Below are 14,112 nucleotides of genomic sequence, written 5' to 3'. Positions count from 1 at the left end.
TTTCCCTACTCAGGAAAACAAAATATTTCGAGATTATCTGAATAGAAAAACCTAAAACGTCAAACTGAATTTCTTCGCCAGTTCTTCCAGGTCCTTAATTACCGGATCTAATAAATAAATGCCTTCTTTCATGCGCTGCTCGGACGTAAGGCGTTCCGGATCGCCGGGAATCAGTACCTGTTCGCCGGGCTTGGCTTTGGAATTGCGGAAAGTCCGGATCCAATTGTCCATGTGGGCTTTGAATTCATCGGCCGGACGGAAACCATCTACCCGCATCGCTCCTAAGAAATGGCCGATGCCTTCGCCTACCGGGTTTTCCGGCAACGGCAGAAAGCTTACGAAGGGCGGCACCCACGGGCCGTAGTTGGCCCCGGAAAGTACCGCCGAAAAAATATCGACTACCGAACCCAGCGCGTACCCTTTGTAGCTTGCCGATTCACCGCCTAAAGGCAGCATGGCGCCACCTGCTTTTAATTCTTCCGGATCGGTAGAGTCTTTGCCTTCTTTGGTTTGCACCCAACCCAGCGGGGCTCTTTGTTTCTTGCGCTGCAATACTTCCAGTTTGCCGTTGGCCGCCGTGGTGGTAGCCATATCCATAATAAAGTCAGGTTCTTCGCTGGCCGGAATAGCAATGGCAATCGGGTTCGTGCCCAGTAAACGGTCCAGGGAGTTGGTCGGCGCTACCAGCGGACTGGCATTGGTCATTGCCCAGCCCACCATGTCGTGGGGCAGGGCGCGCATGGCGTGGTAACCGGCAATCCCAAAGTGGTTCGAATTCTTTACCGAGATCCAGCCGGAACCCGCCACCTGGGCTTTCTGAATGGCAATATCCATGGCTTTGGGCGCCACCACCAAACCTAAGCCGGAGTCCCCGTCAACGGTAGCCGTGCTGGGCGTTTCGTGGATGATCCTAACTTCGGGTTTCGGATTTACCCGGCCGGCATCCCATAGGCGTACATACCCGATCAGGCGGGCAATGCCGTGCGAATCTACCCCTCGCAAATCGGCCGCTAGAAGTGCTTCGGTAGCTAAACGCGCATCTTCCTCCGGGCAGCCCATGCTCAGGAACACGCTTTCGGTAAAATTGAAAAGCTGATTATATGAAAACATCTATATAGTGCGTTAAAACGGTAAAATTACCATATAATTCGATAGAAGTTTTGGTGTCTGCTTTGTTTCTTTACCAGCCTGTCTTAAAATAAGCCTTATGCATTTTTCGGTCCGTAATCTTTCCCTGTTTTTTTTCCTGATTTTAATAGCCTTTCCGGCTGCCGCCCAAGTGGTAAAGGAAGTGAGTTCGGAAGTGAAAGCCGTTACCGTGTTCCTGAACCGTGCTCAGGTTTCGGCGGAAGCTAAAACCAATCTGCCGATGGGTACCTCGGAAATCGCGCTTACCAATATTCCGGCGGCCCTGGACCAGAACAGCATCCAGGTACAGGGACAGGGAAACTTTACCTTGCTGAGCGTGCGCTTCGATTACGATTATCTGCGGCAGAATACCAAACCCCGGGAACTCCGGCAGGCTGAAGATTCCCTGACGTATTATCAAAACCAGGTACGGACGCTGAACGACCAGATCGACATTTACAAAAAAGAAGAAGGCATGGTGTTGTCGAACCAGAGTATTGGCGGGCAGAAAGGCGTGGTGGTGGAAGACCTGGAAGATGCTGCCGATTTTTTCCGGAACCGTTTGTTTGCCATCCGGGCCAATATCCTGAAAAACGAAAACCGCCTGAAACGCCTGAACGAACACGTAGCCCGTTTTACAAACTTAGTGAACAACTTCAATTATAAAGACAACCGCTCTAATGGCCGCATCCTGGTAACGGTTTCTTCCGATATTCCTACACAAGCGCAATTCAAAATAAGTTACGTGGTGCTGAATGCCGGCTGGCAACCGGCCTACGATCTCCGCGCGACCAATACCAAAAATCCGGTAACCTTCTTTTACAAAGCCAATGTGTTTCAGAATACCGGCGTGAACTGGAAAAACGTGCAGCTTACCCTGGCCACCACCAATCCGAGTATCGGCGCCACCAAACCGCAACTGCAACCCTGGTACCTCGATTTTTATGCCATGCCGAAACGGAAATTGTTTTCCCGCAAAGATGCCACAACCCTCTCCATGCAAGCTGATAAAGCAGCCCCAGTAGTTGCAGAAGAAGAGGTAGCTTTAGCCTCCGCGCAAACCACAGCCGATTACGTGCAGGTTTCGGAGTCCGCTTTGGCGGTGAATTTCGAACTGAAGATCCCGTATTCGGTACCGGCGGACGGAAAAATGCAATTGGTAGAAATTCAGCAATACGAAGTGCCAAGTACCTTTATTTACACCGCCGTACCCAAACTGGCCCCGGAAGCATTCCTGACGGCACAACTTACCGGCTGGGACGAACTGAACATTTTACCCGGCGAAGCCAACGTATTTCTGGAAGGCACTTTTACCGGCAAAACTTTCCTGAACCCTCAGGTTACCGGCGATACCCTGCAGGTTTCACTTGGCCGCGACAAAAGGGTAGTGCTCACGCGCGAAAAAGTAAAGGAATTTAAAAGCAAAAGCTTTCTGGGCGGCAACCGCAAAGAAACCCGCGGTTTCCTTATTTCAGCACGCAACACCCGCGACCAGGCCATCGAATTAACACTGGAAGATCAGATCCCGGTAAGCAACAACAGCCAGATAGAAGTAGAATTGCTGGACGATGGCGGTGGAAAACTGGACAAGAATACCGGGAAAGTAACCTGGCAGCTAAAACTGAACCCGAACGAAACGAAGAAAGTACCGCTGAAATTCTCGGTAAAATACCCGAAAAACGAGCAGGTGCCGGGGCTATGATTTTGGTAGTGAGTATCAGGTATCAGGATTTTTAGGTGAGAAACGCTATCGTTTTTGGATAGAAAATTTATGCATGTCGCAAGTTTAGCGAAGCGTAACTTGTGACCGGCCTTTTGGCAAGTTTGTAACTTGCCTTGCTCGAAGAGCAAATTACTTTAGCCTAGGAAAAGCTATTTAGTAGTTGTATTGGCGTTCCGCCTTCATTGCCGTCTGCTTTAGCTGACGGAATCTGGCTGAAATTTCACTTATGGCTTTAGCCTGAATCTTTTTCTGCACAAGAATGGTCTGGCTATAGCCTGCTAATAAAGCCTTCCTGCTTTCCGTCAGCTAAAGCAGACGGCAATAAATAGGTTTTCCAGAAAGCTAGAGGAGCCTTAATGAGTTGAGAATCGAATAGTTTTCAATACCTCCGCCTTTACAAACTGGCTAAACAAAAAAGCCACAAGTTACGGCTACACCTAACTTGTGGCATCGTAATTTTCCAATCCGAAAATCCTGCTACCTGATACTTGCTACATGCTACCAACCTTACACCGGCGTCTTCTGCGCCAGCAATTGCTGCAGCATGCCTTCTTTCAGGGCGTAAGCCGATACCCTAACCCGTTCGATCTGGAATTCCCGGATCACAAAATCGATCAGGATCAACGCTACTACGATCATGTCTGCCCGCATCTCGATCATTCCCGGAATAGCCAAACGCTGGGCGTGGTTCATAGGAAGGATTTCGTAGTACATGCGGTAAAAAGCTTCCAGTGGAAGCGTAGCTTCGGAGCTCGGGTTGTCCAGACGGTTAATGCCATGCTTCCATGCTTCTATGTCGCAAAGGGTATCGAAAGTGCCGGAAGAACCGACTAAGGTTTTAGGCTGAAATTCCTGCACGGCTTCGGCTAGCGGCGCGAGTTTATGCAGGAGGAATTCGCGTTCGGCGGCAATCTCGTTTTCAGGAATCGGGTCGTGTTTGAAGAAATGGTCGAGCAGGCGCTGGGCCCCGATCTCGAAGCTACGCTTCCAGAACACGGTGTCGCGGTTACAAATGATGAATTCCACACTGCCGCCGCCAATATCAATGATCAAGTTCTTTTCATAGCCCAGGTCCATGGCGCTACGCACGCCGTAATAGATCAATTCGGCTTCGCGGTCGCCGGTAATAATTTCAATATCGAAACCGATCTTGGTGCGGATGTCTTCGGCCAGTTCCGGACCGTTGGCCGCGTTGCGCATGGCGCTGGTGGCCAGGGCTTTCACGTCGGTCACGCGGTATTCGGCAATCTTTTCTTTGAACGTCTGTAAAGTTACCATGGCCCGCTCGTAAGCGTCCGGGGCAATGCGGCCGGTACTAATGCCGCCGCGGCCCAGTTTTACCGGTAACTTTAATCTAAGCAACACATTGCTCCGTCCGAAGTAGTCGATTTCCGTGATAAGCAAATGAAACGTGTTCGTACCCAGGTCGATGAGAGCAATGCGTCGTTTATTCATAGAGTGAGCGTTTAAAGTTTGGCCGGAATGGTAGTGCTAAAGCGGAAAAAAGTGCCTAACGGCAGCTTACGTAAATTTCGGTCTTGCAGGTAAATTTCGCCGAACTCCTGCTGCTTTTTCGGGAAATTAAAGGTCTGGTTCATCAGGTTTTCCAGAATTAAAGCCGAAAAACCCAGGGAGTATAAGTTTATTACGAGAAAATTCTGTTTTGGGTCGAGCAGTTCGGCACAGAGTTTCAGCATTTCGTTCAGTTCGTCTTCCAGCTGCCACTTTTCGCCGTTCGGTCCGCGCCCGTAAGCCGGAGGGTCCAGAATGATGCCGTGGTATTTATTTCCCCGCTTAACCTCGCGCCGCACAAAGGTCATGGCATCTTCCACGATCCACCGAATATCCTTCAGGCCACTGGCTTCCATGTTTTCGCGCGCCCAGAAATTTACCTGCTTCACCGAATCTACGTGCGTAACCTGAGCGCCGGCGCCACGGGCTGCTAAACTGGCTCCTCCCGTATAGGCAAACAAATTCAACACCTTCGGGTTCTGAATTGTTTTGCACTGGTCGTAAATAAATTTCCAGTTCGGGTCCTGCTCCGGGAACAAACCCACGTGCTTAAAGCTCGAAAGCCCCAACCGGAACTTCAGTTTCAGATCCTGGTATTTATAGTTGATGAACCATTGCTCGGCCATTTCCTTTTTCAGCATCCACTGTCCGCGTTCGGTGCTGCCTTTTTCGCGCTTAAAAATAGCCTGAGCCAGGTTTTTCCATTCGTTCTCCGAAAGGCTTTTATCCCAGATGGCCTGCGGTTCGGGCCGGGCCAGTACAAAATCGCCGAAGCGCTCCAGCTTTTCAAAATTGCCGGAATCGATCAGTTCGTAATCGGGCCAGTTCGAGACAGTGAGGAAAGAATACATATAAGTAGGTCGTAAATTTTCTGCAAAACGTTGCGCAAAGGTAGTAATTTCGTTGTTGGTTGCTTGTTGTTCGTTATTTGGTTGAAAATTGCGGAACTTGCGATTGTGACAAGAGGCAAGTCATTTAATTAGAATGAAAGTAAATTTTCAATTAGTAGATAACTATGCTATAAGTTTCGAAGGCAGGCACATCGATGTTCACAATAATTTTAATTTTCTTGGTTTTGAATATAAAGTAGAAACTCAGACGTTAATTTTGAAGTGGATTAAGTCTGCTGGTGATTGGGTTAATTCAGATGAATTGCCACAGTTTGCTCTAATTCATTTTGAGGTTAATTATTTAAATATCACTCCCAGAAATCCGCTTTCACAGACATCGGAAGATACCTGTTTAAGTGATATTACCTTTTTTCCCTCCTCGGACCGCATTACGAATGACAGTATAATTGGTCAAAGTATGCCACATAATAAAGATGATATACTTTACCTTTTTCAAAATGATCAAGTAATAAGAGTTAATTGTAAAGAAATAAGGTTTATTATCGGTACGGAAGAAATTTAGAAAAGCTTTTGAACTTACCCTTAACCTATTTCAATACCATTTTTCACACTAGTAGATGACCATACAATTCCACAAATACCAGGGTACCGGCAACGACTTCGTAATGATCGACGATCGTGAAGAAAAATTCCCGGCTCAGAATTACGACCTCGTAAAACGGCTTTGCGACCGTCGGTTCGGTATTGGCGCCGACGGCCTGATCCTGCTCCGGAACAAAGACGGTTACGATTTCGAAATGGTGTACTACAACGCCGACGGCCGGCCGGGCTCCATGTGCGGAAACGGCGGCCGTTGTACGGTAGCATTCGCCAGGTTCTTAGGCGTAATTCAGAATAAAACACACTTCTTAGCAGCCGACGGCGACCATGAAGCAACGGTAGAAAACGGTTTAGTTTCCCTGAAAATGAACGAAGTCACCAGCATTGAATGCGGAACAGATTTCTATTACCTGAATACCGGCTCGCCGCATTACGTAACGTTTGGCCAGAATGTAGCTGAAGAAAACGTCTATGAAAAAGGCCGCACCATCCGCTACAACGAACGGTTCAAACAGGAAGGTACGAACGTAAATTTCGCCGAAGAACGCCCCGATAAAAGCCTTTATATTCGCACCTACGAACGCGGCGTAGAAGACGAAACCTATTCCTGTGGCACCGGCGTAACGGCTACCGCTATAGCGGCCTCTTTGCGCGGCGTTCAAAGTCCGGTAACTATCGAAACGCCCGGCGGCAAATTGGAAGTGTCGTTTAAAAAGCAAAGCGAACATTTTACCGATATCTACCTAACCGGCCCCGCCGAACAGGTTTTTAAAGGCGAGGTGGAGATTTGACAATTTGAAGATTTGGAAATTTGAAAATGAGGAAATGCCCGTGTCTTATAAAGAATCTGACTTCGGATAACCTCCAAACCTCACAGGTTTCCGAAACCTGTGAGGTTTTACTGAAAACTAGCCCTCTTTCACTATTCAAACAATTAACAATCAGCAATTAACAATTAAACAATTTCCATGTTCCTGGCATCAGATAAAATAAGCTTGCGGGCGCTTGAACCAACCGATCTGGAGTTGCTGTACGAACTGGAGAACGATGTTTCGGTTTGGGAAGTAAGCAATACCACTTCCCCCTATTCTAAATTCGTACTGCAAAAGTACCTCGATAACGCGGCTGCCGATATTTATGAAACGCGCCAGCTCCGGTTGGTGATCGATGCAAAAGGGCACGGCGCGGCCGGAACCATCGACCTGTATGATTTCGAGCCCCTGCATTTACGGGCCGGGGTGGGCATTAGCGTGCTGCCGGACTTCCGGCAAAAACAGTATGCTTCAGAAGCCCTGAACCTGCTCAAAGCCTACGGCCGCCAGTACCTGAACCTGCACCAGTTATACTCCTCCATTCCGGCCGATAACGTTGCCAGTCTGCAGCTTTTTCGCAAGTCCGGTTTTGTGGAATGCGGCCTCAGGAAAGACTGGCTCCGCACAGCAGAAGGCTGGAAAGATGTAGTTGAGTTTCAGTATCTTTTCTCGGAACAATCCTGAAGTTGGCCAACGTGTCCGAGTGTGAACGATAAACGAATTCCTTATTTGCTTCCCGGCAACCCTGCTTTACTTCTTTAAAAAGGAGGTTGGCAAATGGGTGCGGATGGTTTGCAGCCTTTCCCCTTAACAGCCGTATTTCAATTCTATCCGGAGTCATTCTTGTTTTCTTTATTTACAGGCTTTCTAAAATCTAAATTTTCTGTTCACTCCTAAACGCTTCCGTATGAAAATAAATGAACACGAATTCATGGAAGGGCCAGCGGCTTTGCCATTCGATCTTACTGTCTGGAAAAACCCGGCCAGCCTTACCGAAGCACCGCTTCCGAAAAAGCCGGCCAGTTTAAACGAATTTCTGAATAACCTGCCGGACCTGATCTGCCTCTCGCATTTGCGGTGGGATCTGGTGTACCGGCGGCCTCAGCATTTGCTCACCCGTTTTGCCCGGCACGCGCGCATTTTTTACATCGAAGAACCGGTTTTCTACGCTAATGCCAAACCCCACTTCAACCTGACTACCCGCGGCGAAAACATCACGGTGCTGGTGGCGCATTTACCCGTTCATTTATCGCCCGAACAGGCCGCCACCATTCAGCAGGAACTTTTGGATTCCTTTTTAGCGGAGCAGGGGGTTACCCGGTTTATGCTCTGGTATTATACACCCGTGGCCTTGGAAATAACCCGCCATTTAAAACCCGAACTCACCATCTACGATTGCATGGATGAGCCGGCTGCTTCTTATCCCGCGCCGCGCTTGCGGGAACTGGAGATTGAATTGTTCAAAAAAGCCGACGTTATTTTTACCGGTGGCCGGAGTTTGTACGAAGCCAAAAAAAGCATTCACCCGGAAGTTTACGCTTTCCCGAGCAGCATCGATTTCAGCCATTTTGCAGCCGCCCGGGAATACCTGCCGGAGCCCGAAGATCAGCAGCAAATTCCCTTTCCGCGCCTGGGCTTTTTTGGCGTGATCGACGAACGCTTCGATGCGGAATTGCTGGGAGAATTAGCAACTGCCCGGCCAGACTGGCAATTCGTAATTATCGGCCCGGTAGTAAACCGCGCGCCGGAAACCTTGCCGTAAAGGCAGAACATTCATTACCTGGGCAGCCGGAAATACGAAGAGCTTCCCGCGTATCTGGCCGGTTGGGAGGTTGCCCTTTTGCCGATCGTGGAAAATGAATTTACCCGGTTCAACAACCCCGCCAAAACGCCCGAATACTTAGCTGCCGGCAAACCCGTAGTTTCCACCCCGATCCGGGATGTGGTAAAGCCTTACGGCGAAAATGGGTTGGTGCAGATCGCCGGCAACGCCGGGGAATTTGAAGCGGCTATTGAAAAGGCTTTTCTTCAGAAAAACGATAGGGAATGGCAACAAAAAACCGACGCCTTTTTAAGCAACATTTCCTGGGATAAAACCTGGTACAACATGGTTACTTTAATGCGGATCGCCTGGTCCGAAAAAGAAATGTAAGCTGCTTTTGTCTGATATGACCTAACCTGCTTCAGCCGGTCTTGGAGTGAATACGGAAAAAATTTAGCATAAATTCCTGATAAAAAGAAGCCGGAATTGCAGGTTTCTGATACGGAATTACACTTGTTCTGCCAACCTGGGTAGCTTCGGGGTTGCATTTTGTCAGGAATATCAGAAATTAGGCCGCTAAAATGCTAGGGGTTGATGCTCAAAAAGTTAATTAGTAAAAAGAGCTGTTAAATAATAAAAAGGAATAAATTTTCGGTAAAAGTTGTTGTAATTTCTGGGAAAAGCCGCAAGTTTGTCATAACCTGGGGCTTTTGGCCTTTATGGCATTGTTTTCGAGTGGCTTGCTTCCATATTTCGGAAATACCCTTTATTTTTGAGATTAATCTAGAGAATACTAAATAAAAGACAAAATGTTCGATTTTATCGGAAAAACCGTCGCGAAGTTGTTTGGCACGAAGTCGGAGCGGGATATTAAAGAAGTAATGCCCTACGTAGCGCGTACCAACGAAGAGTACGCCAAACTGGCCGGCTTATCCGACGACCAACTCCGCCAGCGCACGGCCGAAGTAAAAGCAATTATCGACGAACGCCTCAAAGGCATCGACGACCAGATTGCCGGCTTGCACGCGCAGGTTCAGAATGATACCAACCTGGATATTACCCAGAAAGAAAATATATTCACCCAAATCGACGAGCTGGAAAAACAGCGCAACAAAGACCTGGAAGTAGTGCTGTTAGAAGTATTGCCCCAGGCTTTTGCCATTGTAAAAGATACCGCCCGTCGTTACAAAGAAAACCATAAATTAACCGTAACCGCCACCGAGCTGGACCGCGAATTTGCTTCCCGCAAACCAAACGTTCAGATAGAAGGCGACAAAGCGGTTTGGCATAACCGCTGGATGGCCGCCGGCTCTGAAGTAGTGTGGGACATGCTCCATTACGACGTACAGCTGATCGGTGGTACGGTGCTGCACATGGGTAAAATTGCCGAAATGGCGACCGGTGAAGGCAAGACCTTAGTGGCAACCTTACCGGCCTTCTTAAATGCCCTTGCCAAGCGCGGCGTGCACGTAGTAACCGTAAACGATTACCTGGCCAAGCGTGACTCCGAATGGATGGCGCCGCTTTTCGAATTCCACGGTCTTACCCTCGATTGCATCGACAAGCACCAGCCGAACTCCGATGCCCGCCGCCGCGCCTACCAGGCCGATATCACCTACGGCACCAACAACGAATTCGGCTTCGATTACCTCCGCGACAATATGGCCCGCGACCCGGAAGAACTGGTACAGCGCAAGCACCACTTCGCCATGGTCGATGAGGTTGACTCCGTATTGATCGATGATGCGCGTACGCCTTTGATCATTTCCGGGCCGGTACCGCGTGGCGATGAACACGAATTCTACGTCCTGAAACCACGCATTGCTATGCTGGTGGAAGCGCAGAAAAAGCTCGTAAATAACTTATTGGTTGAAGCCAAAAAACTGATCAAGGAAGGAAACGACAAAGAAGGTGGCCTGGCTTTATTCCGCGCGTACCGCGGCCTGCCTAAAAACAAACCGCTTATCAAATTCTTAAGCGAAACCGGCGTTCGGGCCGTACTTCAGAAAACCGAGAACTTCTACCTGCAGGACAACTCGCGCCAGATGCCGGAAGCCGATAAGCCGCTGTTCTTTACCATCGACGAAAAGAACAACCAGATCGAGCTTACCGAAAAAGGGATCGATTTAATTACCGGTCAGGGCGAAGACCCGCACTTCTTCATCATGCCGGACATCGGGATGGAGATTGCGCACATCGAAAACAACAAAGAGCTTACCCACGAAGAAAAAGTACATGCCAAGGATAAGCTCCTGGATGATTTTTCTGAGAAGTCGCAGCGCATTCACACCATTAACCAGTTGCTGAAGGCTTACACCTTATTCGAAAAAGATACCGAATACATTGTAACCGATAACCAGAAAGTTAAAATTGTAGACGAGCAGACCGGCCGCGTAATGGAAGGGCGCCGTTACTCCGACGGTTTGCACCAGGCCATTGAAGCGAAAGAAAACGTGCGCGTAGAAGATGCCACGCAAACCTACGCTACGGTAACGTTGCAGAACTATTTCCGGATGTACCACAAACTTTGCGGTATGACCGGTACGGCTGAAACCGAAGCCGGCGAGTTCTGGGAAATTTATAAACTGGACGTTGTAGTAATTCCAACCAACCGCGTTATTTCCCGCGACGACCGCCACGATAAAGTTTACAAAACCGTTCGCGAGAAATTCAATGCCGTTGCTGACGAAATTGTAGAACTAACCAAAATCGGACGTCCGGTACTGGTAGGTACTACCTCGGTAGAAATTTCGGAACTGGTAAGCCGTATGCTGAAAATGCGTGGCATCAACCACCAGGTTCTGAACGCCAAGCACCACCAGCGCGAAGCTGAAATTGTAGCCGAAGCCGGTAAGCCGGGCACCGTTACCATTGCTACCAACATGGCTGGTCGGGGTACTGACATTAAGCTGGCTCCGGAAAGTAAAGCTGCCGGCGGTCTGGCCATTATCGGTACTGAGCGTCACGAATCGCGCCGCGTAGACCGCCAGTTGCGTGGTCGTGCCGGCCGTCAGGGTGACCCGGGTTCTTCGCAGTTCTTTGTTTCCCTGGAAGACAACCTGATGCGTTTGTTCGGCTCGGACCGGATTGCGCGTTTAATGGACCGCATGGGCTTAGAGGAAGGCGAAGTAATTCAGCACTCTATGATCTCCAGCTCCATTGAAAGAGCTCAGAAAAAAGTAGAAGAAAACAACTTCGGAACGCGTAAGCGCTTGCTTGAGTACGACGACGTGATGAACGCGCAACGCGAGGTGGTTTACAAACGCCGCCGCAACGCCCTGCACGGCGAACGTCTGGAACTCGATATCTGGAACATGATCTTCGACGCCAGCGAGGATATTGTGCTCAACAACAAACTGCTCAATAATTTCGAAAACTTCGAGTTGAATGTGATCCGGGTTTTCGGTTTCGATACCACTATTACCGCCGCCGAACTGACCAGCCAGCCAGCCGAAGTACTGACCCAGCGTTTGTACGACGAAGCCCTGCAGCATTACTTGGCCAAGAACGCCCATATTCAGGAGCATTCTTTCCCGATCATTACCGATATTCACATCAACAGCGGCCCGCATATCCAGAACATTGCCGTGCCGTTCTCCGATGGGAAGCAAACTATTTCGGTAGTGGCCAACCTGGAAAAAGCGTTCCAGAGCCGTTCGAAAGAGCTGATCAAGGCCATGGAGAAAATTGTAGTGCTGAACACCATCGATCAGGCCTGGACCCAGCACCTTCGCCAGATGGACGACCTGAAGCAATCGGTACAGAATGCCGTTTACGAGCAGAAAGACCCGCTTTTGGTTTACAAATTCGAATCCTTCGAGTTGTTCAAACGCATGATCGGTAAAGTGAACGAAGAATCAGTAGCTTTCCTTTCCCGCGCCGACATTCCGGTGCAGCAGGAGCAGGAAGTGCACGCCGCGCCGGAACAGGTGCGCGCACCGCAACCAAAGCTGAAGCTGGAGAAAGAATCTGGTTTAGACTCACTGGGTGCCGGTCCGGAAGATTTTGCCCCGGAGCAGGTAATGCCGGAAGCCCCGAAGCAAACGCCGGTGCGCGCTACCAAAGTGGCCAACCGTAACGACAAAGTGAGCGTACAGTACGCCGACGGCAGAGTGCTTCGCGACGTGAAATACAAGAGCGTGGAAGACGATGTGCTGAATAACCGTTGTGTTCTGATCGAAGACTAATTTATTGTAAAATGACCCTGAACCTGGCTTCTTATATCGATCACACCCTGCTTCGGCCGGATGCCACCCAGGAGCAGGTTCAGAAATTGTGCGAAGAAGCCAGGGCTTATAATTTCGCGGCCGTTTGCGTGCCCCCGTGCTACGTGAAAACGGCCAAAGAAGCCCTGGGCGAAACGCCGGTAAAAATAGCGTCCGTAATCGGGTTCCCGCTTGGGTACTCGCTTACGGACGTTAAGTTTTTTGAGACCCACAAAGCCCTTGCGCACGGCGCCAACGAAATAGACATGGTCATTAACGTGGCCGCCTTCAAATCGGGGCATTACGCCGAAGTGCAGGAAGAGATCGAACAGCTTTCCACGCTTTGCCACTTTAAAAATGCAGTGCTGAAAGTGATCGTGGAAACCGCTTTGCTTACGCCGGAGGAACTGGTACGCATCTGTAAAATGTGTGCCGAAGCGAACGTAGATTACGTGAAAACGTCTACCGGTTTTTCGAGCCGCGGCGCCAGCGTGGAAGATATCCGGATCATGCGCGAAACGCTTCCGGAAAATATTAAAATAAAAGCATCCGGCGGAATTAAAACGAAGGAGTTTGCCTTAGAACTTATTGTTGCCGGCGCCGATCGCTTAGGAACTTCTTCCGGCGTAGCTTTAATGGCAACATAAAACCGGAAAGTCAGATTTAAAAGAGATAGCTGAAACAGCTGTCAGGCGGAACAAAAAATATACTTCGGAATGAGAAAACAGTATCAGATCTTAGCATTAACCTTACTACTCACTATTTTTTCAGCCTGTGCGGGTTCTAAAGCTACGGGTACTTCCGGTAATGCTAAAACCTCCGGCGCTAAAACGGTAGCCGCCGGCGCCAAAAAAAGCAGAACCGAAGACCTGAGCGCCTACCGGCCGAAAGTAGCAGCCGTGCCGGAAAACCTGACTGCTTCGGCGTCAGTAATGCCCACGCATCATGTAAACGAAAAAGTAGCATCTTTACTCGATACTGTTGCCAATGCCAATAAAAATATCAAGTACGCCCAGGGCTACCGGATCTTAGCCTACACCGGCAACGACCGTAAAACCGCCTTCGATTTGCGCAAAGCCATCATCGGCCAGATGCCGGAAGAACGCGATTATTTAACCTACGTGCAACCAACCTTCAAGCTCAAGATCGGCGATTTCTACAGCCGCATGGAAGCCAACCAAGCCCTGCAACAGATCCGCAACATTGTGCCGAACGCCTCCATTATTGCCGAGCAGGTAAACGTGAACCGCCCGCGATAAGCATAGTTTTTAAGCCGAAAACGCTATTGTTTTTAGAAAAATCTTAACTTGAAACCTCACAGTTTATTTAGCTGTGAGGTTTATTATTTTTGTAGCGTAGGGTTTAAACCCAATGCCGTCAACTTAAGCATTATTATTAACTGGTATCGCTGTTTCGGACATCTATATCCATTCGGACATCCTTGTCCGCGTGTATAGATACGGGGACAAGGATGTCCCCGGCAGTTTACTTTCAGACATAGATGTCTGAAAGAGCAATA

12 protein-coding genes are annotated in these 14,112 nt (G+C 49.2%); 9 read left to right on the top strand and 3 right to left on the bottom strand.

Features of this window, described 5'->3' with window-relative positions:
• Nucleotides 1-51: 51 nt before the first annotated feature.
• A complete protein-coding gene (locus F0P94_RS10865) occupies nt 52-1,110 on the bottom strand; it encodes an Ldh family oxidoreductase (RefSeq protein ID WP_150903905.1) in 1,059 nt (352 codons plus the stop codon).
• Nucleotides 1,111-1,207: 97 nt separating this feature from the next.
• Here F0P94_RS10865 and F0P94_RS10860 point away from each other — a divergent pair, with 97 nt between their 5' ends.
• Nucleotides 1,208-2,830: a DUF4139 domain-containing protein gene (locus F0P94_RS10860; RefSeq protein WP_150903904.1), complete on the top strand. Its 1,623-nt coding sequence runs from the start codon at nt 1,208-1,210 to the stop codon at nt 2,828-2,830.
• A 528-nt stretch (nt 2,831-3,358) separates the two neighbouring features.
• Here F0P94_RS10860 and F0P94_RS10855 read toward each other — a convergent pair.
• Together F0P94_RS10855 and F0P94_RS10850 are read right to left on the bottom strand one after the other, a co-directional pair.
• Nucleotides 3,359-4,306, bottom strand: a complete 948-nt coding sequence (locus tag F0P94_RS10855) for a Ppx/GppA phosphatase family protein (RefSeq protein ID WP_150903903.1) — start codon at nt 4,304-4,306, stop codon at nt 3,359-3,361.
• 11 nt (nt 4,307-4,317) lie between these two features.
• Nucleotides 4,318-5,214 carry a class I SAM-dependent methyltransferase gene (locus F0P94_RS10850; RefSeq protein ID WP_150903902.1) on the bottom strand — a complete coding sequence of 299 codons (897 nt, stop codon included), beginning with the start codon at nt 5,212-5,214 and terminating at the stop codon, nt 4,318-4,320.
• 133 nt (nt 5,215-5,347) lie between these two features.
• On the opposite strand from F0P94_RS10850, the gene F0P94_RS10845 reads away from it, so the two are divergent.
• The 8 genes from F0P94_RS10845 to F0P94_RS10815 all read left to right on the top strand — a co-directional run bounded on the left by F0P94_RS10845 (nt 5,348) and on the right by F0P94_RS10815 (nt 13,852).
• Nucleotides 5,348-5,776 carry a hypothetical protein gene (locus F0P94_RS10845; protein WP_150903901.1) on the top strand — a complete coding sequence of 143 codons (429 nt, stop codon included), beginning with the start codon at nt 5,348-5,350 and terminating at the stop codon, nt 5,774-5,776.
• 55 nt (nt 5,777-5,831) lie between these two features.
• A complete protein-coding gene (gene dapF / locus F0P94_RS10840) occupies nt 5,832-6,605 on the top strand; it encodes a diaminopimelate epimerase (RefSeq protein WP_191907014.1) in 774 nt (257 codons plus the stop codon).
• A 177-nt stretch (nt 6,606-6,782) separates the two neighbouring features.
• Entirely contained in the window at nt 6,783-7,310 is a 528-nt protein-coding gene (locus F0P94_RS10835; protein ID WP_150903900.1) for a GNAT family N-acetyltransferase, read from the top strand.
• A gap of 223 nt (nt 7,311-7,533) precedes the next feature.
• A complete protein-coding gene (locus F0P94_RS10830) occupies nt 7,534-8,388 on the top strand; it encodes a hypothetical protein (RefSeq protein ID WP_225307191.1) in 855 nt (284 codons plus the stop codon).
• 9 nt (nt 8,389-8,397) lie between these two features.
• The gene (locus F0P94_RS19905) at nt 8,398-8,778 is read left to right on the top strand and encodes a glycosyltransferase (protein WP_225307193.1); all 381 of its coding nucleotides are present in this window, start codon (nt 8,398-8,400) and stop codon (nt 8,776-8,778) included.
• 419 nt (nt 8,779-9,197) lie between these two features.
• Nucleotides 9,198-12,575, top strand: coding sequence for a preprotein translocase subunit SecA (gene secA / locus F0P94_RS10825; protein WP_150903899.1), 3,378 nt, complete (start codon nt 9,198-9,200; stop codon nt 12,573-12,575).
• A gap of 11 nt (nt 12,576-12,586) precedes the next feature.
• A complete protein-coding gene (gene deoC, locus F0P94_RS10820) occupies nt 12,587-13,240 on the top strand; it encodes a deoxyribose-phosphate aldolase (RefSeq protein WP_150903898.1) in 654 nt (217 codons plus the stop codon).
• A 69-nt stretch (nt 13,241-13,309) separates the two neighbouring features.
• Complete coding sequence (locus F0P94_RS10815; protein ID WP_150903897.1) at nt 13,310-13,852, top strand: sporulation protein; 543 nt, start codon at nt 13,310-13,312, stop codon at nt 13,850-13,852.
• Nucleotides 13,853-14,112: the final 260 nt, after the last annotated feature.

It is taken from the genome of Adhaeribacter soli (assembly GCF_008727925.1).
Taxonomy (GTDB): Bacteria; Bacteroidota; Bacteroidia; order Cytophagales; family Hymenobacteraceae; genus Adhaeribacter_A; species Adhaeribacter_A soli.
This window is presented reverse-complemented; position numbering and strand designations above follow the sequence as displayed.